20 protein-coding genes are annotated in these 21,611 nt (G+C 44.0%); 12 read left to right on the forward strand and 8 right to left on the reverse strand.

Translation table 11 applies throughout. The features are described from left to right. Positions 1-13 precede the first annotated feature (13 nt). Both ispF and trmD read right to left on the reverse strand, forming a co-directional pair. A complete protein-coding gene (gene ispF, locus RMY64_RS19785; RefSeq protein ID WP_322669802.1) occupies positions 14-499 on the reverse strand; it encodes a 2-C-methyl-D-erythritol 2,4-cyclodiphosphate synthase in 486 nt (161 codons plus the stop codon). Positions 500-530: 31 nt separating this feature from the next. Next, a complete protein-coding gene (gene trmD, locus RMY64_RS19790; protein WP_322669801.1) occupies positions 531-1,283 on the reverse strand; it encodes a tRNA (guanosine(37)-N1)-methyltransferase TrmD in 753 nt (250 codons plus the stop codon). Between the two features lie 654 nt (positions 1,284-1,937). On the opposite strand from trmD, the gene RMY64_RS19795 reads away from it, so the two are divergent. Then, positions 1,938-2,801, forward strand: a complete 864-nt coding sequence (locus RMY64_RS19795; RefSeq protein ID WP_322669800.1) for a cyanophycinase — start codon at positions 1,938-1,940, stop codon at positions 2,799-2,801. A 178-nt stretch (positions 2,802-2,979) separates the two neighbouring features. Further along, entirely contained in the window at positions 2,980-5,685 is a 2,706-nt protein-coding gene (gene cphA, locus RMY64_RS19800) for a cyanophycin synthetase (protein WP_322669864.1), read from the forward strand. Positions 5,686-5,733: 48 nt separating this feature from the next. On the opposite strand, the gene tatA is transcribed toward cphA, so the two are convergent. Beyond that, positions 5,734-5,907, reverse strand: coding sequence for a twin-arginine translocase TatA/TatE family subunit (gene tatA / locus RMY64_RS19805; protein ID WP_322669863.1), 174 nt, complete (start codon positions 5,905-5,907; stop codon positions 5,734-5,736). A gap of 83 nt (positions 5,908-5,990) precedes the next feature. Then, complete coding sequence (locus RMY64_RS19810; protein ID WP_322686645.1) at positions 5,991-7,394, reverse strand: serine/threonine-protein kinase; 1,404 nt, start codon at positions 7,392-7,394, stop codon at positions 5,991-5,993. Between the two features lie 93 nt (positions 7,395-7,487). Here RMY64_RS19810 and cbiT point away from each other — a divergent pair, with 93 nt between their 5' ends. Continuing rightward, on the forward strand, positions 7,488-8,090 hold the full coding sequence (gene cbiT / locus RMY64_RS19815; protein ID WP_322669798.1) for a precorrin-6Y C5,15-methyltransferase subunit CbiT: 603 nt from the start codon (positions 7,488-7,490) through the stop codon (positions 8,088-8,090). A 173-nt stretch (positions 8,091-8,263) separates the two neighbouring features. After that, complete coding sequence (locus RMY64_RS19820; protein WP_322669797.1) at positions 8,264-9,151, forward strand: phosphatidate cytidylyltransferase; 888 nt, start codon at positions 8,264-8,266, stop codon at positions 9,149-9,151. A gap of 215 nt (positions 9,152-9,366) precedes the next feature. Here the strand turns inward: RMY64_RS19820 and RMY64_RS19825 are convergent, their stop codons facing one another. Then, positions 9,367-10,080 carry a DUF2993 domain-containing protein gene (locus RMY64_RS19825; RefSeq protein ID WP_322700909.1) on the reverse strand — a complete coding sequence of 238 codons (714 nt, stop codon included), beginning with the start codon at positions 10,078-10,080 and terminating at the stop codon, positions 9,367-9,369. 134 nt (positions 10,081-10,214) lie between these two features. Between RMY64_RS19825 and RMY64_RS19830 the strand changes: the two genes are divergently transcribed. Both RMY64_RS19830 and RMY64_RS19835 read left to right on the forward strand, forming a co-directional pair. Beyond that, positions 10,215-10,973: a pseudouridine synthase gene (locus tag RMY64_RS19830; protein ID WP_322700910.1), complete on the forward strand. Its 759-nt coding sequence runs from the start codon at positions 10,215-10,217 to the stop codon at positions 10,971-10,973. A 29-nt stretch (positions 10,974-11,002) separates the two neighbouring features. Then, positions 11,003-11,815, forward strand: a complete 813-nt coding sequence (locus tag RMY64_RS19835) for a RodZ family helix-turn-helix domain-containing protein (RefSeq protein ID WP_322669794.1) — start codon at positions 11,003-11,005, stop codon at positions 11,813-11,815. A gap of 208 nt (positions 11,816-12,023) precedes the next feature. On the opposite strand, the gene malQ is transcribed toward RMY64_RS19835, so the two are convergent. Further along, complete coding sequence (gene malQ / locus RMY64_RS19840; protein ID WP_322700911.1) at positions 12,024-13,538, reverse strand: 4-alpha-glucanotransferase; 1,515 nt, start codon at positions 13,536-13,538, stop codon at positions 12,024-12,026. A 338-nt stretch (positions 13,539-13,876) separates the two neighbouring features. Here malQ and RMY64_RS19845 point away from each other — a divergent pair, with 338 nt between their 5' ends. From RMY64_RS19845 to RMY64_RS19860, 4 genes are all read left to right on the forward strand, one after another. After that, a complete protein-coding gene (locus RMY64_RS19845) occupies positions 13,877-14,308 on the forward strand; it encodes an NUDIX hydrolase (protein ID WP_322700912.1) in 432 nt (143 codons plus the stop codon). Between the two features lie 110 nt (positions 14,309-14,418). Continuing rightward, entirely contained in the window at positions 14,419-15,729 is a 1,311-nt protein-coding gene (locus tag RMY64_RS19850) for a Rid family detoxifying hydrolase (protein WP_322700913.1), read from the forward strand. 13 nt (positions 15,730-15,742) lie between these two features. Then, positions 15,743-15,997, forward strand: coding sequence for a hypothetical protein (locus RMY64_RS19855; RefSeq protein ID WP_322669790.1), 255 nt, complete (start codon positions 15,743-15,745; stop codon positions 15,995-15,997). Then, positions 15,994-16,416, forward strand: coding sequence for a type II toxin-antitoxin system VapC family toxin (locus RMY64_RS19860; protein WP_322669789.1), 423 nt, complete (start codon positions 15,994-15,996; stop codon positions 16,414-16,416). The genes RMY64_RS19855 and RMY64_RS19860 overlap by 4 nt, the downstream gene beginning before the upstream one ends. A gap of 144 nt (positions 16,417-16,560) precedes the next feature. Here the strand turns inward: RMY64_RS19860 and tumE are convergent, their stop codons facing one another. Next, entirely contained in the window at positions 16,561-16,806 is a 246-nt protein-coding gene (gene tumE / locus RMY64_RS19865; RefSeq protein ID WP_322700922.1) for a toxin TumE, read from the reverse strand. A gap of 148 nt (positions 16,807-16,954) precedes the next feature. Beyond that, on the reverse strand, positions 16,955-17,185 hold the full coding sequence (gene tumA, locus RMY64_RS19870; RefSeq protein ID WP_322700914.1) for an antitoxin TumA: 231 nt from the start codon (positions 17,183-17,185) through the stop codon (positions 16,955-16,957). A 103-nt stretch (positions 17,186-17,288) separates the two neighbouring features. Here tumA and RMY64_RS19875 point away from each other — a divergent pair, with 103 nt between their 5' ends. After that, complete coding sequence (locus tag RMY64_RS19875; protein WP_322700915.1) at positions 17,289-17,762, forward strand: hypothetical protein; 474 nt, start codon at positions 17,289-17,291, stop codon at positions 17,760-17,762. Positions 17,763-18,408: 646 nt separating this feature from the next. Then, on the forward strand, positions 18,409-21,591 hold the full coding sequence (locus RMY64_RS19880; protein ID WP_322700916.1) for a tetratricopeptide repeat protein: 3,183 nt from the start codon (positions 18,409-18,411) through the stop codon (positions 21,589-21,591). The last annotated feature ends 20 nt before the right edge of the window (positions 21,592-21,611 follow it).

The following is a 21,611-nucleotide window of genomic DNA, read 5'->3' on the forward strand; positions in this document are numbered from 1 at the left end:
AAGCTAAAGAAAGTTATTCTGAAGCACCTAGCAAGACGACAGCATAAGCACATATACCTTCTTCACGGCCAACAGGGCCTAATTTTTCATTGGTTGTAGCTTTGATGCCAATTTGATTTGGTTGTAATTCTAAAACCGCCGCTAGTTTGTCGCGCATATTCTCAATATGCGGCTTTAATTTTGGACGTTCTGCTACTATCACCGAGTCAATGTTTCCGATCTGCCAGCCTTGAGCGCGAATCAGTTGATGTACTTGAGTTAATAGTACTAAACTATCTGCTCCCGCCCATTTGGGATCGCTAGGTGGAAAATAATGACCAATATCGCCCAAAGATAATGCCCCAAGCATGGCATCCATAATCGCGTGTGTTAGCACATCAGCGTCACTGTGCCCTAATAAACCCAGTTCATGGGGAATTTGAATTCCACCTAAAATCAAAGCGCGATCGCTCACCAGTTGATGAATATCGTAGCCGTTACCAATACGAATTTTTGTCATTTGTCGTTTGTCATTTGTCATTTGTCAGGAGTTATAAATTATTCTTCTCTCCATACTCCCCTGCTTTCCTGCTTCCCTGCTCCCCCTGCTCCCCCTGCTCCCCCTGCATCAATTTCTCCAGGAGATCGGGGCGGCGATCGCGGGTTCTTTGAATTTGTTGTTCGTAACGCCATCGAGCGATCGCTGCATGATTCCCACTGAGCAGGACATCAGGCACTTTCAAACCGCGAAAATTCGCAGGACGAGTATATTGGGGATAATCCAATAACCCCTCCTCAAAACTTTCTGCTGTCAAAGATTCAGTTTTGGCTACGGTTCCTGGTATTAGCCGCACTACGCCATTAATCAAAGCCATTGCTGGAATTTCTCCACCAGTCAGAATAAAATCGCCCAAAGATACTTCACGAGTTACCAAATGCAGCACTCTCTCATCCACTCCTTCGTAATGCCCGCAAATAACTACTAACTGGTCATAATTTGTCGCCAATTCTTTCAAAAGAGCTTGATTAATTGTTTGACCCTGTGGACTCATCAAAATTACTTCTCTTCGGGGTAGAATCGGCAGCGACTCCACGGCGGTAAAAATAGGTTCTGGCTTCATTAGCATCCCAACGCCGCCGCCGTAGGGTTCATCGTCTACCTTTCGGTGTTTATCAGTGGTAAAGTCCCGTGGATTAATCAGATGCACTTCGGCAATCTGTTTGGCTAAGGCTTTACCTAGCAGCCCAGAATTGAGAACAGAGTTAAAACAGTCAGGAAAAAGCGTAACTATATCAAAGCGCACAGTTATTCGTATTCGAGGACACTAATCTTAAATTTGAATGTCTAGCAAACACCAGCAAGCCAAGGTCGGGTTAAACTCCAGTTAAACTTTATCAATAGTATCTAAAACTACCAGACCTCCTGGATTTTAGATGGGATCAAAAGTTTTTCTAATTACTTAATTTATGTTTAAATGTTGTCACAACTACATTTAAATTAATAATCATATCAAGTTAACAACTTCCAGGATGCATCGAGCCAGCCTCAGAAAAAAGCGTAGTCTTAACTGCTTTTCCCCAACTCTAAAGGGGGAATCTAGCTACTCAAAGACTATTTTGCCCTGCTGCAAGTGGACAGATGAAAAACAAGGCGCTGGCCAGAGAGGAATGGGAACAAACACGTTTAGACTGAGGCAATGCGAGCGTGAAGCGAGAATTTGGAGAGTGGCTTTCCCCAGTTCCAAACTTCCAAAAAGTGTCCTCTCAAAAGTTGCAAAGCGCAAAAATTATCAGCAACTGAACCTTGTTGAATTCACACGCCATTCGCCACAAGCCGGGGAACCATGCACGGCAGTCGCTCATGGGGGAAACCCTCAAGACCGTGCTGCCTCTCCTGACGGAGACGCTATGCGAACACCAAGGCGATGGCTCCTGAAGTTGTTGACAGGAGAACCAAAATGCCGCAATTACAAGCTAAATCGCTAGAAATGAGGACACCCCAAGCAACTAAAACCGCCGTTCTGGTTATCGGAGGTGCAGAAGATAAAGTTCATGGGCGCGAAATCCTACGAACTTTTTTTGGACGCGCTGGTGCTAGTAAGGCTTATATTACAATTATTCCATCTGCCTCTCGCGAACCTGCCATCATCGGTGGTCGGTATATTCGCATTTTTGAAGAAATGGGTGCCCAGAAGGTAGAGATTTTAGACATCCGCGAACGAGAACAGTGTGAAGCCTCCCAGATCAAAGCATCCTTAGAAGCCTGTAGTGGGGTATTTTTGACAGGAGGAGACCAGCTGCGTCTTTGTGGCGTCTTGGCAGATACGCCAGCAATGGAAATTATTCGTCAGCGGGTGAGGGCGGGGCAACTTACGTTAGCAGGCACCAGTGCAGGAGCGGCGGTGATGGGGCATCACATGATTGCTGGCGGCGGGAGTGGAGAGACGCCCAATCGTTCCCTAGTGGATATGGCAACGGGTTTGGGATTTATTCCTGAAGTAATCGTTGACCAACACTTTCACAACCGTAATCGGATGGGGCGACTGATTAGTGCGATCGCAGCTCATCCCGATCGCTTAGGTATTGGCATTGACGAAGATACTTGTGCAGTGTTTGAACGTGATGGTTGGCTACAAGTTATGGGTAAAGGCAGTGTCACCATTGTCGATCCCACCGAACTGACCCATACTAACGAACCCCATGTCGGTGCTAATGAACCTTTAACCGTACATAATTTACGTCTTCATATCCTCAGCTTAGGCGATCGCTTCCACTTGTACCAGCGGACTGTATTGCCTGCTGTACACCGAATCTCCAGCTGACGGGATAGAGTATCTGAGGTTACACTGAGTTGACCGCACATTTATTATTTCTTACCGTAGAAAGAAAAATGATAAGAATACCATGTAAAAAGAAAAAACTGTTTTTAACGAACAGTTTAGCGGTCAATTCCAGTAAGAAACTAGAATTTTGGTTCCGAATCTCCATCTACCTATTCCCATGAGAATTCTCAAGATCCAGACATTACGCGGCCCAAACTATTGGAGCATTCGACGCCACAAACTGATCGTCATGCGCCTCGATTTAGAAAACCTTGGCGAGACGCCCTCGAATGAAATCCCTGGCTTTTATGAAGGATTAGTTGAGGCGCTGCCAAGTCTGGAGGGTCACTATTGTTCGCCTGGCTGTCGCGGTGGTTTTCTGATGCGAGTCAAAGAAGGCACTATGATCGGCCACATAGTAGAACACGTAGCCTTAGAACTCCAAGAATTAGCTGGGATGCATGTCGGCTTTGGTCGCACCCGCGAAACTGCCACACCCGGAATTTACCAAGTAGTAATCGAGTACCTGAATGAGGAAGCGGGACGCTACGCTGGACGAGCCGCAGTACGGCTATGCCAGAGTATTGTCGATCGAGGCCGTTATCCCAAGGCAGAACTAGAGCAAGATATCCAAGACCTGAAAGATTTTTCCCGTGATGCTTCCTTAGGCCCTTCTACGGAAGCGATCGTCAAAGAAGCAGAAAAAAGAGGTATTCCCTGGATGGCGCTGGAAGCCCGCTTTTTGATTCAGCTAGGCTATGGCGTGAACCAGAAGCGGATGCAGGCAACAATGACGGACAACACCAGCATTCTGGGCGTAGAACTAGCTTGCGATAAAGAAGCCACTAAACGTATCCTTGCTGCTGCTGGTGCGCCAGTACCCAGAGGTACAGTAATCAACTTCTTAGACGATTTGGAACAAGCCATTGAATTCGTTGGCGGCTATCCCATCGTCATCAAGCCCTTAGATGGCAATCACGGGCGTGGGATCACCATTGATATCAGAAGTTGGGAAGAGGCTGAGGCTGCTTATGAAGCTGCCAGACAGGTTTCTCGGTCAATTATTGTCGAAAGATATTACGTTGGGCGCGACCACAGGGTACTGGTGGTAAATGGCAAAGTAGTAGCAGTAGCCGAACGTGTCCCAGCTCATGTCATTGGCAACGGCAGATCCACCATTGCCGAACTGATTGAAGAAACAAACCTCGATCCAAATCGCGGTGAAGGACATGATAACGTCCTGACCAAGATTGAACTAGACCGCACCAGCTACCAACTGCTAGAAAGGCAAGGTTACACCCTAAATAGCGTGCCACCCAAGGGCACTATTTGTTATCTCAGGGCAACAGCCAACTTGAGTACAGGTGGTAGTGCCGTCGATCGCACCGATGAAATTCACCCAGAAAATCTGTGGTTGGCACAACGAGTAGTCAAGATCATCGGTTTGGATATCGCCGGACTCGATATCGTCACCACAGATATTAGCCGTCCTCTGCGGGAAGTGGATGGCGTGATTGTCGAAGTTAACGCTGCTCCCGGTTTTCGGATGCACGTTGCCCCAAGCGTAGGTATTCCCCGCAATGTCGCTGGTGCAGTGATGGATATGCTGTTTCCTAACGAGCAATCTAGCCAAATTCCCATTCTCAGCATCACGGGTACTAATGGCAAAACCACCACTACTCGACTACTAGCACATATTTATAAACAAACTGGAAAAGTAGTAGGTTATACTACTACCGATGGAACATACATCGGTGATTACTTAGTAGAAGCTGGCGATAATACAGGCCCTCAAAGTGCCTATCTCATCCTCCAAGATCCTACGGTAGAAGTAGCAGTACTAGAAACGGCTCGCGGTGGCATTCTCCGCTCTGGATTGGGCTTTGAAGCCGCAAATGTAGGAGTAGTATTGAATGTAGCCGCCGACCACTTAGGAATAGGCGATATAGATACCATTGAGCAGTTAGCTAACCTCAAAAGTGTAGTGGCAGAAGCTGTATTCCCTGATGGCTATGCGGTACTCAATGCCGACGATCGCCGCGTCGCTGCGATGTCAGAAAAAACTAAAGCTAATATTGCTTACTTCACCATGAATCCCGATTCGGAATTAGTGCGGAAGCACATCCAAAAGGGTGGAGTTGCGGCAGTATATGAGAATGGCTATTTGTCAATTGTTAAAGGTGACTGGACACATCGCATAGAAAGAGCAGAAAATATACCTTTAACAATGGGCGGACGTGCGCCGTTTATGATTGCCAACGCTTTAGCAGCAAGTTTGGCAGCGTTTGTGCAAAACGTCACAATTGAGCAGATTCGTGCTGGTTTGAAAACCTTCCGGGCTTCAGTTAGTCAAACACCGGGACGAATGAATCTATTTAATTTGGGCAACTACCACGCTTTAGTGGATTATGCTCACAATGCAGCCAGTTACGAAGCTGTAGGTTCCTTTGTGCGGAACTGGACTACAGGACAACGGATTGGCGTAATTGGGGGCCCTGGCGATCGCCGCGACGAAGATTTTGTTACTCTAGGTAAATTAGCAGCGCAAATTTTTGATTACATCATCATCAAAGAAGACGATGATACACGCGGACGCTTACGTGGTTCAGCCGCCCAGTTGATTATTCAAGGCATCACAGAAGTTAAGCCTGATAGCCGCTATGAATCAATTCTGGATGAAACCCAAGCAATCAATAAAGGCTTAGATATGGCTCCTGATAACAGCCTGGTGGTGATTTTGCCAGAAAGCGTTACTCGCGCCATTAAGTTAATTAAGCTGCGTGGTTTAGCCAAGGAAGAGATACACCAACCAAATTCTGGCACAACTATAATCGATTCCCAAAATGGGATCGCGCCTTCTTCTGTGGTGAATACCTTACTGTAGCCAGGAATCAGGAGAAAGCAGTATACTGGCTCCTCCTGACTCTTTTAATTACTGTTTTTCTTCTCCCTGATTGGTTTCCTCGCTGGGAGTTTTCATCTCCTCCTTAAAACCTCGCAGGGTTTTGCCCAGTGCAGTTCCCAGTTCAGGAATTTTTTTTGGGCCGAAAATTAGAATAGCGACTATGCTAATTACAGCTATTTCTGGCCATCCCAGTCCAAACATATAATTTCCTCTAAAGCATCTGTAATTAAATATAGACATTGATGGCTCACATCCCATAAGTTCGCCACAAAGCGGCGGCGCAACTAACTTCTAATTGGATTGGTAATTGGCAAACCTAACCAATCGCTTAATTCCTGAGCCAGCCATTCCAGTTCCGCTTCCGATTTAATTGCACCATCACTACCACCAAGTTGATATTTTTTTACTCCTACCCAAATATCCAATTGTGCGGGAACGGCAATTCTCGTACCTTCAGAATCTTTCGTAAAATGTTTGGGAATGTAAACTAATTTATTAATACTTTGTCTTGGCGATGCACGGGGACGATAAAATTTCCAAGCAAACAATTCCCAAGTTAGGGAAATTTGTTCTGGATTCAGGCGTAAGCAAATGCGTCCAAAAAAATGAAAGAAAAATTTATACACCATCATCAAGCCAGCACCCCAAAATGGAAGTGAAAACAACGCAAAGGGGATGTTGACAGGAAAAGGTGCTGAAAGTGCGCCAATTGTCCAAAAGAGAATAAATGAATTCCAGACGATCGCAAATAAACCTGTAAATATTATTGATGGATCAAAACCAGATGGTGGAACGATAATTTCTAGAAAATCCCAATTTTTGGTTAGTTGAATCTTACTGCCATCTGGTTTGCCAACAACCAAAATCGGCAAGTTTGTTGGTTGTGGTTTCTCTAAAGCTGCGAGTGCTTGGTCAGCTGAACTCAAACGCCGTTCTAAATTAGGTTCAATCATCCACTTTAACCAATTGCTAAAGCTGGGACTGAGATTAGCCAGTTGTTTAAACTGAATGCGAAAATCTTTTTGGGGTAAATCGGCTGGGTGAGTACCTGTCACCAAGTAAATTAAAGTTGCGCCTAAACTATAAAGGTCTGATGCTGCAACAGTGCGTCCGCCAAATTGCTCTGGTGGCATATAGCCATAAGTTCCCACCACAGTTCTTGTCCCGGTTTCGCTAGCCAGGACTGTTTGCACTGAGCCAAAATCTACCAAATAAACTTGACCGACACTATTTCCAGAACGCTCCCCCAATAAAATATTGCTAGGCTTAATATCACGATGAATTACAGGCGGATGTAGTTCATGTAGGTAAACAAGAATCTCTAAAAGTGCTTTGGCTATCTGTTTAACTTCAGCTTCGGTAAAAGTCCGCCCAGTTTGTAAGCATTGCTCTAAAGTTTGTGCAGGGATATAAGTTTGTACTAGAGCAAATCCTTTGATGGTTGGTAAATTTACCTCAAAATAGTTTAAATAGCCAGGAATTGAGGGATGTGCTAGGTTTTTTAAAGTTTCAGCTTCTCGTTCAAACAACTTGAGTGAATCCCACTCAAAGTCACTGCTAAAAGAGAGTAATTTAATGACAACTAATTTCTGAGTTTGCAAATCACGAGCTAATAGCGTCCGTCGCCCTGCTTTTTTTCCTAATAGCTGCTGAATTTCGTAGCGATCGCCTAATATTTCACCAATCATTATGTTTTCTTATAATGCTACCGTTGAAAAGTTTTATAGCTGATAGCTTTTCAATTTGGCAAATCGATATCTTTAGTATAATTGCGTAATTCTATGCCCTCCCAACTTTGGCCTTATATTACCCCTGGTATTCCCGATGAATTATTTGAGCATTTGCCAGGAATTCCCCTGAGCCAGCGAGAAGTCCGACTGCTATTGATTGCCCAACTGCGGCTGAAATCAGATTCCGTGTTGTGGGATATTGGTGCAGGGACGGGTACAATTCCGGTAGAGGTGGGGCTATTGTGTCCAGGCGGACAGATTATCGCTATCGAAAGGGATGAAGAAGTAGCTAGTCTGATCAAGCGTAACTGCGATCGCTTTGATGTGAAAAATGTCGAAGTTGTTGAAGGCAGCGCCCCAGAATGTTTACATGACCTCAAAATTACCCCTCATCGCGTTTGTATCGAGGGAGGTCGCCCCATTCAGGAAATACTGCAAGCAGCTTGGCATTATTTGCCGCCATCCGGTCGGGTTGTAGCCACAGCTGCTAATCTAGAAAGTCTGTATGCTATTTCCCAAAGCTTTTCCCTATTAAGGGCTAGAAATATCGAAGTCGTCCAATCTGCGGTTAACCGCCTAGAGACACGCGGCTTTTCTCAAACCTTTACCGCCGTCGATCCCATTTTTATCCTCAGTGGTGAGAAACTGGATTAGGGAATGGGGCATGGGGACTAGGGACTAGGGACTAGGGACTAGGGACTGGGGACTGGGGACTAGGGACTAGGACTAGATGGGAAAAAGTTTTCCAAATACTCAATACCCAATACCCAATACCCAATACCCAGTACCCAGTACCCAGTACCCAATACCCAGTACCCAATACTTCTATGCCTTGGTCTCGGATTATTAGTGGAATTGTTGCGATCGCTCTTGCTCTTTCTGCAACCCTTTTTGGGGGTTGGTACTTTACCATCATCTTTGCGGTTATCATCTTTTTGGGTCAACAGGAATATTTTAATTTGGTGCGAGCTAGAGGCATCGCTCCCGCCGCTAAAACCACTATGGCTGTCAGCCAAGTATTGCTGGTGATTTGTACCCTTGATGGCAGTTTAGCTGACGCTGTGATGCCAATAGCTGGCACACTTATTTGTTTTTACCTGCTGTTTCAACCCAAATTTGCGACGATCGCTGATGTTTCCGCTTCTATTATGGGGCTATTTTACGTCGGTTATTTACCAAGTTACTGGGTGCGGTTACGAGCAATTGATAGCGCTGCTTTTAGCAATCTCCCTTTGGGAGGTTACTGGCCCACAACCTGGACAGATTTCTGGGAAAAAGCAAATTCCGCTTCTTTAGCACAAGGTTTTACAGCCACATTACTAACTTTTTTGTGTATTTGGGCAGCTGATATCGGTGCGTACACCATTGGCAAATTCTTTGGGAAAACGCGTCTATCTGACATTAGCCCGAAAAAAACTGTTGAAGGCGCTGTCTTTGGTATTACTTCAAGTGTTGCCGTAGCCATAGCGGGAGCTTATTATCTTCACTTGCCTGAATCCCCGTTCACTGGTTTAGCATTGGGTTTGCTGATTGGCATTGCTAGTCTTTTAGGGGATCTTACAGAATCTATGCTCAAGCGGGATGCTGGAGTTAAAGATTCTGGGCAATTAATCCCCGGTCATGGTGGTATTTTAGACCGTACCGATAGTTATATTTTTACTGCTCCTTTGGTTTACTATTTTGTGACATTACTTTTGCCACTACTTAGTAAATAGGTGAGTTGGGCATTGGGCATTGGGCATTGGGCATTAAAAAGAGACAGGGTAGACAAGGAAGAGGGGGAAGAACAGGAAAAGATTTATTCAATAATTCCTCCTTGTCTCCCTTGTCCCCCTTGTCCCCCTTGTCCCCCTTGCACCCCTGCTCTTGTTCCACTAGACGCCACATCATTTAAAATAGGGTATTAATATTTTTTAATTTGTGAGATCCGTCAAGGGTTAACGTTAATCCGCCCACGACACACCAGCTTTCCTGGGATCAGCGTTAATTCTTGGATATCGACATCTGAGCCAAGATCGAGATTGTACTCATAATTGTTTTTTAATATATCTCCTTGGTCTGGGTTGATTGGGATATGTACCAGTTGCAACTCATGTCCACTAAGTAATTGTAAGCCTAGACAAATCTCTAGAGGCGTTGTTTCGCTATTGGTTACTCTCAAACCTCGCAGTATAATTTGGTTGTTCCCAAGGATAATTTCTTGCCACTTGATTGGTTGTGACTGGGGATAACCTTTTGGTAAAACCTTAACCAATAGATCGCTCAAAGCAGTCGATAATAAGTCTGATGAGAGAGAAGCATTAAGATCCTTCTCATCTACGATCAAATTGCCAACCACTGGTACTGTTTCTAACAGTCGCAGGGGTTTTCCCTTGAGTACGGAGCCAAGATTTATCCGAATATTTTCTGCTATTAATTGAATTTGGGTAATTAGGAGACCTTGATAAACTGCATGAGTAGCAAAAACAGATACCAAAGGAATGCGTCCAGAGAAAAGTTGGCGATCGCTAGCTTTAATCTCCACTTCTAATGCCGATATTTGGCTGACCTGCGCTCTCAACCAAAGCTTGACTGCTGTTGTGAGTACTTGCGTAATTATGCGGATTTTATTTCCACTTGTTGTTTGGGGATTTTGCTCTGGCATTTAACCAATCTGTTTAAGAGTATTTGCTCAACAACCGAACCGAAATTAAATAAGCTTTAAATGTAACATTTATGCCTACTCGCTACAAAATGCAAATATCATTTAATTGATAACAATAAATAAGCAATTTCCACATGGAGGTACGGTTACAAAAAATTCTTGCTCAATGGGGTATCGCCTCACGTCGTGAAGCCGAAGAAATGATTAGGCACTCACGGGTGCGGATTAATGGGGTATTGGCACATTTAGGCCAAAAAGTCGATCCCGAAAAAGATGCGATCGCAATTGATGGTCAGTCTGTATCCGAAAAGCAGCGTCCGGCTTTAATATATCTATTGCTGCACAAACCACCGAAAGTGGTTTCCACTTGCTACGACCCTCATCAAAGACCAACAGTCCTAGATTTACTACCGAAAGAATTACGGGAGGGTTCAGGTATTCACCCAGTTGGCCGTTTAGATGCAGACTCTACAGGAGCATTAATCCTGACCAATGACGGAGAACTGACATTTGGACTAACCCATCCACGTCATAGTATTTCCAAGACATATCATGTTTTGGTCAAAGGACATCCTCCAGAAACAGTACTACAGATGTGGCGTCAAGGTGTGATGTTGGAGGGTAGAAAAACCAGGGTCGCTAAGGTACATCTAATAGAACGTCGTACCGAAGAAAGCGTTTTAGAAATAGTGTTGCAGGAGGGAAGAAATCGCCAAATTCGCCGTATAGCTCAACAGTTAGGATACCCAGTAATCAAGCTGCATCGGACTGCTATCGGCCCAATTCAATTACAAACTCCAAAGCAACCCTTTTTGTCAGAGGGTAAATATCGTTCCCTCAAAGATTATGAAATTCGCTTTTTGCAAGATCAAATAACGCAACCTAATTATTGATTCAGTGGAGTTAAGGAGTGTCAGTAGGCATGAAATGGCTAAGAAAGAAGAATAAGCACCAGCCATCACTTTCATTAGAGGAACAACGAGCCGAAAAGTTGGCAGAATTAGGCGCTCAACTTTGGGCATTGCGCCAAGAACAGGGTCTATCCTTAGAACAAGTGGTTGCATTGACCAGGATTCCCCGACGATTATTGCAGGCGATTGAAGAAGGTAATTTAAACGATCTACCAGAACCAGTCTATATTCAAGGTTTGATCAGACAATTTGCCGATGCACTCGGCTTGAATGGAGTCGAATTTTCTGGCACTTTTCCGGTCAGTTCTGCCCAAGTTAGTCCTTTAAGTAAGGGGAATACTTCACCCCTGGCTCAACTACGTCCGATTCATCTTTACTTTCTTTACATATTGCTAATAGTATGCTCTGTAAATGGGTTATCTCAGTTATTAAATAACGCTTTACTACAAGCAAGTAATAGCCCAAACCAGCAATATCCAAAACAAAAGTCTGTTGTTAAACCAGAACTAGCTCAACTAAAAGAGTCAACACAGGTACAACCTGTCAGCGATACCCTCAACGGTGTCCAAAAGGGACAGGTTGTACAGGTTGGTGTAACTTTGAAAGCCTCATCTTGGATTCGTATAGTAGCCGATGGCAAAACCGAGTTTGAGGGTATTCTGCCAGAGGGAACTCACCGAGTTTGGAAAGCCCAAGAGCAACTGACAGTGAAAACTGATAATGCTGGTGGTGTCTTGGTGAGCGTCAATCAAGAGAAAGCTAAGGAAATGGGAGAGCCAGGGAAAGAGGAAGAAGTTAGGATTGCTGCGAAACCTAAATTTTGAAATATGGGGCATGGGGCATGGGGCATTGGGGATTGGGGATTGGGGATTGAAAAGAGACAGGGTAGACAAGGAAGAGGGGGAAGAACAGGAAAAGATTTATTCAATATTATTCCTCCTTGTCCCCCTTATCCCTTGCTCCCTGCTCCCCTGCTCCCCTGCTCCCCTGCTCCCCTGCCCCTCTGCTCCCCTGCTCACTCAGCCCCACTCCTCACTGGACTTGATCTTCCGGGGCGCGTCCATTGAGTTTGGTAAGAACCTTCAAGCGATCGCGGAATTCGTCTGTTATCGCTCCTGCTTGATAGCGCCACTCCCAGTTCCCCTCTGCAATACTGGGAAAATTCATCCGCGCTTCGTTTCCTAATCCCAAAATATCTTGCAAGGGAATAATCGCTTGGTTGGCTACAGAACTCAAAGCTAGGCGAATTAAATCCCAGTGAATGCCATCAGGGCTGATAGAACCTAAATAAAGCAACAAGTTTTGCTTTTCCTCGTCCTCGGCTGTATTGAACCAGCCTATAGTTGTATCATTATCGTGAGTTCCGGTATAAACTACAGCATTGTGCGGATAATTGAATGGTAAAAATGGATTAGCGGAATCAGCACTAAAGGCAAATTGCAAAATTTTCATCCCCGGAAATTCATACTTGTCTCGCAGTGCTTCTACCCCCGGTGTAATTACTCCTAAATCTTCTGCTAAGACAGGTAGCTTGCCTAACTTTTGCCTAATCACTTCAAAAAAAGCATCTCCAGGCGCTTCCACCCATTTACCATTGATGGCAGTTTGTTCGCCTTGCGGCACAGCCCAATAAGCCTCGAAGCCCCGGAAGTGATCGATGCGAATTATATCTACATAATCCAGCATTGCCTCAAAGCGCTGTACCCACCATTTAAAGTCTTGTTTTTGCAATTCATCCCAGTTATAAACCGGGTTGCCCCACAATTGACCAGTAGCGCTAAAGTAATCTGGTGGAACTCCTGCCATTTGAGCAGCAGCACCTGTCTCTGGATCTAAGCAAAACATATCGGGATGCGCCCACACGTCGGCACTATCATGAGATACGTAGATGGGGATATCGCCAATAATGTGAATACCGCGCATATTAGCGTAACTTCTTAGTTCTGACCACTGGCGGAAAAACTCAAATTGGACGAATTTGTAATAATAAATCTCTCCGTTGAGCCGATGCTGTACTTGCTCCAATGCTTGGGGATCGCGCTTGACAAATTCGGGCTTCCATGAGTGCCAGTTTGCATTGTCGTTGGCATCTTTCAGCGCCATAAATAAGGCGTAATTATCTAGCCAATAAGCTTTACTGTCGCAAAAACCTGCAAATTCTTTCTGCTGAATGGGCGTAGCATTGGCTCTAAAGTTGTCACAGGCTTTTTTGAGTAGCCCAATCTTAATTGGCACAACCTGCTCGAAGTCTACCTTTTCTACCGGAAATCCTGGTAAATTGGCAAAGTCTTCTTCAGTGAGCAAATTCTCATCTCGCAGTTTTTCTGGGCTAACCAGCAGGGGATTTCCCGCCATTGCCGAGTAGCACATATACGGAGAATTGCCGTATCCAGTGGGGCCCAGTGGTAAAACTTGCCAATATTGTTGATGGCTCTCTTTAAGAAAATCAATGAAGCGATAGGCTTCTAAGCCTAAATCCCCAATGCCAAATCGACTGGGAAAGGAGGTAGGATGCAGCAAAATGCCACTGGATCTAGGAAAAGGCATAAGTAACCTGAATTATGAGAGGGAGCAATTGTCTGATGGAAACGCTAGGCGATCGCATCGAATTTATCACGGAACGGTATTTGCAGGGGAAATCAAGTAAACTCATTTTGTTTGTCATTTGTCCTTTGTCATTTATCCTTTGGTAATAACCAATACAACTCTTGGAGAGGCTGCACTTAGACTATGCTCAGTGACTACGCCAACGACTACGCGGTAGTTGAATCTCGACTTACTTCGACTATGCTCAGTACAAGTCGCTCGATTACCGCGCAGTCGAAACTTAGTACAAGTGACTAATGACCAATGACCAATGACCAATGACTAATGAGTAAATCACTATGACTTACCGAAATCCTACACCGACAGTTGATATCATTATTGAACTAGTAGATCGACCTCATCGGCCAATAGTGTTAATTGAAAGACATAATCTACCTTTAGGTTGGGCTATTCCTGGTGGTTTTGTAGATTATGGAGAAGCGGTGGAAGTGGCGGCGCGGCGAGAAGCTGAAGAAGAGACGGGTTTACAGGTGGAATTAGTTGAACAATTACTGGTATATTCTGACCCAAATCGCGATCCGCGTCAGCATACCATTAGTATTGTGTTTTTGGCGACAGCTACGGGGGAACCGATGGCTGGAGATGATGCTAAGGGTGTAGGCATTTTTGAGTATTGGCGTATGCCTGGTAATTTATGTTTTGACCACGATCGCATTCTGCGCGATTATTGGCGATATCGGCATTATGGGATACGTCCGAGGTTGGGGTAAGAGGGACGAACCGCAGAGGCGCAAAGAGCGCAGAGAGAAGAGGGGAGAGGAATATCTGTGACACAAAGTTTTTGTGATTATACTGTGTCAGTGGTATTTAAAGGTGAATTATGGACGCTGAGACACTGTTGGAGAAATACGCCGCAGGAGAACGAAAATTTCACAACGAGAATCTTAGAGGAGTAGACCTCAAATATGCAAATCTAACTGGAATAGACCTAACAGGTGCAGATTTGACGGGTGTAGATTTAAATGATGCGAACCTAAGTAAAGCATTTCTTCAAAACGCAAACTTCACTAGAGCTTCTCTAACAGGTGCAAATTTGAGTGAGTTGGGCGAAAGTTCTAGTTTAAATTTGAGTTGGGCAGACCTAAGTAGTGCTGACTTGAGTGGAGCTAAACTAAATAGCGCTAACTTTAGTAACGCTAATCTGGATAACGCCAACTTGAGTAAAGCAAACTTGAGTAGCGCTAACTTTAGTAATGCCAACCTAGATAATGCCAACTTGAGTGATACAACACTCAATTCTGCAAACTTAACTGACGCATCCTTAAATGAAGCAAAGGTAGTTAGAGCTAATCTTACTAGTGCTAATTTAAGTGGAGCTAACTTGTTTGCAGCTGATTTGAGTCAAGCAAACTTAGCTCAAGTGATACTCAAAGGTGCTAATTTGCAGGGAGCCAAAATTCGGGGCGTTAATTTATCTCAAAAGGATTTGTCAGGTATGAATCTGACTCAGGCTGATCTTGGCGCAGCAAATCTTATCGGTGTAAATTTCAGAAGAGCCTGCCTTGAGGGGACAAATTTAGAGAAAGCAGAACTACAAAAAGTAGATTTGATCAACGCGAATCTGAAAGAGGCAAAGCTGAAGAAGGTAGATTTAACTGGGGCAAATATCTATGGTGTCAACTTTAAAGATGCTGACCTAACTGGTGCGATAATGCCAGATGGAGAAATCTATAAACCGATCGCAGCTGAAGCAGAAATCGGTAAACAGGAAACATCGTTAGAGAAAGTAATATCTATGATCCGTAAAGTAATTAATACTGATAACGCACCCGCACCAGTCGGCCCTTATAATCAAGCGATCGCAGCTTCAGGTCAATTTATATTTATAGCTGGACAAATTGCCATCGATCCCCGCCTTGGTGATGTCGTCTACACTGATGATGTCAAAAAGCAAACTGAGCAGGTATTAGCTAACCTTGAAGCCATCCTCACAGAAGCCGGTGCGACTTTTCAAGATGTGGTGAAGACCACTGTATTTTTAGCTGATATGAATGATTTCGCGGCGGTGAATGCCATTTATGCTAAATATTTCCCGGAAAATACAGCCCCAGCGCGGGCTTGTGTGCAGGTATCGCGCTTACCTAAAGATGTGTTGGTAGAAATTGATGCGATCGCTGTGATTGGCGGTTAGGAGAAATAGAACAATGAGCAAAATTTTAACAGTTACATTTGATGGTTCTGTTTTGCGGCCAGATATTCCACTTGATTTAGAACCGAACAAACGCTATGTGATTACCATTGTTTCTGAGGATATTAACTCATCTCAAATTAAAGTAGCTGATGCATGGGATGTATTAGAAGGTTTAACTGGAACAGTTGATGCACCCGATGATTGGGCAAGTCAACACGATTATTACCTGTATGGCACACCAAAACGTCAACCTGAAATTAACACATGACAGGTGAGCGAATATTTTTAGACACTGTTTTTATCCAGGCGTTACTGAATGCACGCGATCAATACCATATCAAGGCTAGAACGCTGCTACCGCGTGTCCGAAATGCTGTTGAAGTATGGGTTACTGAAGCTGTTTTAATCGAAGTTGGTAATGCTTTGAGTGCTTTTAATCGCACAGCTGCCATGCAGTTTATCCAACAGTGCTATCAAACCCCAAATATGTATATTGTGAGTGTAGACACACCACTGCTCAACCATGCTTTAAAACTTTATCAATCCCGTCTAGACAAAACCTGGGGTTTAACTGATTGTATTTCGTTTATTGTCATGCAGGATCAGGGGTTAATTATTGCAGCCACGGCCGATCAACATTTTGTCCAAGCAGGTTATCAGGCACTTTTGCTGGAAATACAAGCTTGACTGGATCGTGGTTTAAAAAATTAGAACTTCAACAGCAAAGTTAGCAATTAGCAATTGCAAGTATTTTTGAGTGTTCTCCTCTGATGAATGCGATCGCTGTGATTGGCGGTTAGGAGGAACGCATCAATGAGCAAATTTTAACGGTTACATTTGATTGTTTTGTTTTGACTCTAAAAACTCCATCACTTCTTGTAGCACATCGGCTATATGTGGCTTTTCGCAAGCAATTACGTTATCGAAAAGATGTTTATGGTGCGGGAAGCTAGGCAAGTTGGGAAAGTGTGGTGTACTGTCATAACGAAAAATCAAACTATTTTGCTCGTTTTGAAAGTGATAACGGTAATCGATATATGTAATCTGATTATCTACAATAACAAAGGCTTCACTGATTCCTAGTCAATATTTGAGAGCGAAACGTATTCTAATGCGGAGATTAGCTCTCTTTGTCGTTAAAATTACGGCACTATATTCTTCAACGTATATGTTAGAGCATCTGAGTAAAAGTTGATCGATTTCATTTAAATATGCTTGGATGACTTTACGCGACATCTCTAAGTTTGCTCTTTATATCTTGGTGTAGAGCTAGATAATGTTGGTAGTTTCCTGCCCATTCGACAAATACTTCATCGTCAGAAGTTTCGCCTTGGCTGTATTGGGCAAAAAAATCTTCTGAATTCATTTGGTACTTTATTTCATAGGTATTTAACTGTTTGGTAAGGGCAATCAGCGCATCTAGTGGAGATGTATATTCGATGATTTGTTTACGCATTGATTTCTGCATTCAGTTTCATCGTTAATTATCTCTCAACAAAGGCGATCGCTTCTACAACTTTGGGAATACTGAAATTAAGTACCCTAAAGGAGTATTAAAAATGGCAGAAAATCGCATCAGTGCTAGCCTCGCCCCAGCAGATAAAGAAGCAGTCATGCAGGCGATAACCACTATTCGGGAAAAGTTACCGTTTTTGGTTGATTTGACCCCCGAAGACAGGCGAACAATGTTGAAAATGGGAGATAAAAGTCGGGCTTTTGTCAGCAAAGCTTTAGAAGTAGCGACACAAAACCCTAACTTTTTGCCCCGTTCTTTTGATTTAGAAGAGATGCGCCGGGACTTAGAAATATATGAGGACTTGTATCCGGTGCTGTTATCTTTGACACAACTGCAAGAACTGGTAGATGATACCTGTATAGCTGCTGCTAGTGAAGCGTATGCCTCAGCATTAGCAGTTTATAGCTATGCCAAAGCTAGCGGTGATGTCACAGGTTTAGATGCAGTAATTGATGAGATAGGACGCAGGTTTAACCGCCGTTCTAAGAAAAAGCAACCTGAAGCCTCAGTTAGCTAAAGCTTAAAACAGGTAATCATACCAATTATCAATTTGATAAAATATACCTTATTTGTAGGGGCATAACAATGTTATGCCCTTTTCGCGTTTTGTATCCAAAGATTCTTGAAACCCACGCAGGCGGTCACTGAGCTTGCCGAAGTGTGGGTTTTGTCTGTGTAGCCGCGATTTATATAGTGCATCTCGTTAATCTCAAATACACTTTAACCTCTCTCCAAACCTCTCCCCTACAAGGGGAGAGGCTTTGAATCTTACTCCCCTTCCCTTGTAGGGAAGGGGCTGGGGGTTAGGTCTATATTAGACTTCACCGATAAGCGCTAAGTCGCCAAAGCATTTTTGAGCCTCAGAAGGTCAAAGTTGAGCCTCAGAAGGTCAACATTGAGCCTCAGAAGGTCAACGTCGAGCCTCAGAAGGTCAACATTGAGCCTCAGAAGGTCAACATTGAGCCTCAGAAGGTCAAAGTTGAGCCTCAGAAGGTCAAAGTTGAGCCTCAGAAGGTCAACATTGAGCCTCAGAAGGTCAACGTCGAGCTTCAGAAGGTCAATGCATAAAAATTACTGAAAAAAAATTTAATAAATTACGAAATACACTTTGTATATTTAGTAGTTATTCTGAAGGCATTAGCACCTCAAAATTGAATCTTGTAATGAACCCACAAAACAAGCCCAAGAACCTACAAGATATTATTAAACAACGTCAGCAATTAGGTTTTGTGGGTCGTGAAGACCAAACCAATCAATTCCGCCAAAATCTGGCATTGCATGTAGAAGACACTCGTCGTCGTTTTTTGTATAACATTTGGGGTGAAGGCGGGGTTGGTAAAAGCACACTTGTACGACAGTTTCGCAAAATTGCTGAAGAAGCAAAAAATATTACGGCCTATATAGATGAAGCCGAGAAAACTGTACCAGAAGCTATGGGTCGTCTAGCTGAAGACTTGGAACGGCAAGGTCACAAACTGCCGCAGTTTACCGAACGCTACAAAGTTTACCGTCAAAAGCGACAAGAATTAGAAACCGATCCAGATGCTCCTCAAGGTTTTTCGGCTTTTGTAGGCAAAACTGTAGTTAAAACTGGTGTGCGTCTGGCGCGTCAAGTTCCCGTTGGCGGTGCTGTATTTGACTTTGTAGATGAGGATGCTTTGGCTACCCAAGCCGGAGAATGGGCATCTTATGTTGCTAAGAAAATCACAAATAAAGATGAGGTGCAGTTAGTTCAAGAACCTGTAGAAGTCCTGACCCCACTATTTTTACAAGATATTTTTAAAATTTGTGAGAAAACTGCTATTGCTTTGTTTTTTGATACTTATGAACGCACCGGGGAATTCTTAGATAACTGGTTACGAGAAATTTTAGAGGGTCGCCACGGTCAAGTATCTTTGAATATATTGATAACTATTGCTGGTCGGCAGGAATTAGATAAAAATCTTTGGACAGGCAACGAGGGGTTAATAGTTCGTTTCCCTCTAGAACCCTTTACAGAAGAAGAAGCCCAAAAATATCTAACTTGCAAAGGCATCACTAACAGTCAGCATGTTGAAGAGATTTTACGCCTTTCTGGAAACTTGCCCTTGCTAGTGGGAATGCTAACAGACGCTTATCAAAATAACCCTAACCAAATAATTGAGCCTAGCAGCAGTGCTGTAGAACGCTTTTTAAAATGGATTGATGAACCCAAACGACGACAAGTAGCTCTTGATGCTGCCATTGCTCGGTGCTTAAATCGGGATATTGTCGCTCAGTTGAGAGGAGAACAAGAAGCCGATGAGCTATTTAGTTGGCTAAAAGAAATATCCTTTGTCAACGAACGTACTGACGGCTGGGCTTATCACGATGTCGTCAAAATGCTAATGTTACGCCACAAGCGCCTATCATCACCGCAGGGTTGGGCTGAGATACATGGCAAGTTGGCAAATTACTACGACACCCTGCGGAACGATCTGCAATTAGAAGAAGAAAAGAAACAGCGCGATCCTAGCTGGCAAAGTCACACTTTAAATGTGTTGTACCACAGGTTATGTCAGTCACCACAAAAAAGTTTATCTCTAGCTCTCAATGAATTTCTCGTTGCACTCAAAAATCAACGTAAATTTGCTCAACAATGGGCAGAAACGATACTTCAGGCTGGTAAAGATGCTGATTCTGCTGAAGTTAAGCGTTGGGGTGAACAACTAACTAATGGTTTAAAAGCTTATGAAGAAGACCGTTATCAAGTCACGGTTGAAATGTTTACCGCAATCTTACAGAATCCCAGCATTCAGATACAATGGCAATCTATTGCTCTAGGTTGGCGCGGTGAAACTTATCGCTCAATGAAGCGTTACCCAGAAGCCCTACAAGACTTTGACCGCGCCATTGAACTTGACCCCAAAGATGCCTGGGCGATGGCACTTCGCGGTGTAACTTACCGTTTAATGAAGCGTTACACGGAAGCTCTACAAGACTTTGACCGCGCCATTGAACTTGACCCCAAATATGCCTGGGCGATTGTACTTCGCGGTGAAACTTACCGCTTAATGGAGCGTTACACGGAAGCTCTACAAGACTTTGACCGCGCCATTGAACTTGACCCCAAATATGCCTGGGCGATTGTACTTCGCGGTGAAACTTACCGCTTAATGGAGCGTTACACGGAAGCTCTACAAGACTTTGACCGCGCCATTAAATTTGACCTCAAATTTGGCTGGCTGATCGCACTTCGCGGTATAACTTACCACTCAATGGAGCATTACATGGAAGCTCTACAAGACTTTGACCGCGCCATTGAACTTGACTCCAAATATGCCCCGGTGATTGCACTTCGTGGTGAAACTTACCGCTCAATGGAGCAATACACGGAAGCCCTACAAGACTTTGACCGCGCCATTGAACTTGACCCTAAAGATGCCTGGGCGATCGCAAGTCGCGGTCAAACATACCGCTCAATGGAGCGATACACGGAAGCTCTACAAGACTTTGACCGCGCCATTGAACTTGACCCTAAAGATGCCTGGGCGATTGCACATCGCGGTGAAACTTACCGCTTAATAGAACGTTACATAGAAGCTCTACAAGACTTTGACCGCGCTATTGAACTTGACCCTAAACTTGACTGGGCGATCGCACTTCGCGGTGAAACTTACTGCTCAATGGAGCAATACACGGAAGCCCTACAAGACTTTGACCGCGCCATTGAACTTGACCCTAAAGATGCCTGGGCGATCGCAAGTCGCGGTCAAACATACCGCTCAATGGAGCAATACACGGAAGCTCTACAAGACTTTGACCGTGCCATTGAACTTGACCCCAAAGATGCCTGGGCGATTGCACTTCGCAGTGAAACTTACCGCTTAATGGAGCGTTACACAGAAGCTCTACAAGACTTTGACCGCGCCATTGCATTTGACCCTAAAGATGCCTGGGCGATCGCAAGTCGCGGTCAAACTTACCTAATGCTTAAACTGTATAATGAGGCTCTTGCAGATTACAACCGCGCTATTGATTTAGATTCTGACAGTAATTGGGATTTATACAATCGCGCTTTAGCTTACCTAGCCCTTAATCAACCAGACAAAGCACGAACTGACCTAGTGCTTGCCATCAAGCTTGCTAAACAGAGTTACGAAAAAGATACTAAAGACTGGCGTAATGCCTTTAATTTAGCTCTTTATTACTTGGCTGCTAATTATACTCAACCAGCAGAGCGGTTATATCGCTATGCCTTATCTAAAGATGCTTCCTCAGAATCTATTCGTGGAGCTATCCAAGACTTAAATAACTTTTTAACTGTCTTCCCTAACCATCCGCAAGCTACATCCATGCGACAGTTGTTGCAGTCTTCTCTAACTTAGGTCATGTAATTTCTACTACA

The organism is Nostoc sp. DedQUE08, assembly GCF_034530895.1.
GTDB lineage: Bacteria > Cyanobacteriota > Cyanobacteriia > Cyanobacteriales > Nostocaceae > Nostoc.

Coding starts and splice junctions, on each gene's coding strand:
- ispF (WP_322669802.1), bottom strand. CDS start 499: ATGACAAAAATTCGTATTGGTAACGGCTACGATATTCATCAACTGGTG.
- RMY64_RS19795 (WP_322669800.1), top strand. CDS start 1,938: ATGCCGCAATTACAAGCTAAATCGCTAGAAATGAGGACACCCCAAGCA.
- cphA (WP_322669864.1), top strand. CDS start 2,980: ATGAGAATTCTCAAGATCCAGACATTACGCGGCCCAAACTATTGGAGC.
- tatA (WP_322669863.1), bottom strand. CDS start 5,907: ATGTTTGGACTGGGATGGCCAGAAATAGCTGTAATTAGCATAGTCGCT.
- RMY64_RS19810 (WP_322686645.1), bottom strand. CDS start 7,394: ATGATTGGTGAAATATTAGGCGATCGCTACGAAATTCAGCAGCTATTA.
- cbiT (WP_322669798.1), top strand. CDS start 7,488: ATGCCCTCCCAACTTTGGCCTTATATTACCCCTGGTATTCCCGATGAA.
- RMY64_RS19820 (WP_322669797.1), top strand. CDS start 8,264: ATGCCTTGGTCTCGGATTATTAGTGGAATTGTTGCGATCGCTCTTGCT.
- RMY64_RS19825 (WP_322700909.1), bottom strand. CDS start 10,080: ATGCCAGAGCAAAATCCCCAAACAACAAGTGGAAATAAAATCCGCATA.
- RMY64_RS19830 (WP_322700910.1), top strand. CDS start 10,215: ATGGAGGTACGGTTACAAAAAATTCTTGCTCAATGGGGTATCGCCTCA.
- RMY64_RS19835 (WP_322669794.1), top strand. CDS start 11,003: ATGAAATGGCTAAGAAAGAAGAATAAGCACCAGCCATCACTTTCATTA.
- malQ (WP_322700911.1), bottom strand. CDS start 13,538: ATGCCTTTTCCTAGATCCAGTGGCATTTTGCTGCATCCTACCTCCTTT.
- RMY64_RS19845 (WP_322700912.1), top strand. CDS start 13,877: ATGACTTACCGAAATCCTACACCGACAGTTGATATCATTATTGAACTA.
- RMY64_RS19850 (WP_322700913.1), top strand. CDS start 14,419: ATGGACGCTGAGACACTGTTGGAGAAATACGCCGCAGGAGAACGAAAA.
- RMY64_RS19855 (WP_322669790.1), top strand. CDS start 15,743: ATGAGCAAAATTTTAACAGTTACATTTGATGGTTCTGTTTTGCGGCCA.
- RMY64_RS19860 (WP_322669789.1), top strand. CDS start 15,994: ATGACAGGTGAGCGAATATTTTTAGACACTGTTTTTATCCAGGCGTTA.
- tumA (WP_322700914.1), bottom strand. CDS start 17,185: ATGCGTAAACAAATCATCGAATATACATCTCCACTAGATGCGCTGATT.
- RMY64_RS19875 (WP_322700915.1), top strand. CDS start 17,289: ATGGCAGAAAATCGCATCAGTGCTAGCCTCGCCCCAGCAGATAAAGAA.
- RMY64_RS19880 (WP_322700916.1), top strand. CDS start 18,409: ATGAACCCACAAAACAAGCCCAAGAACCTACAAGATATTATTAAACAA.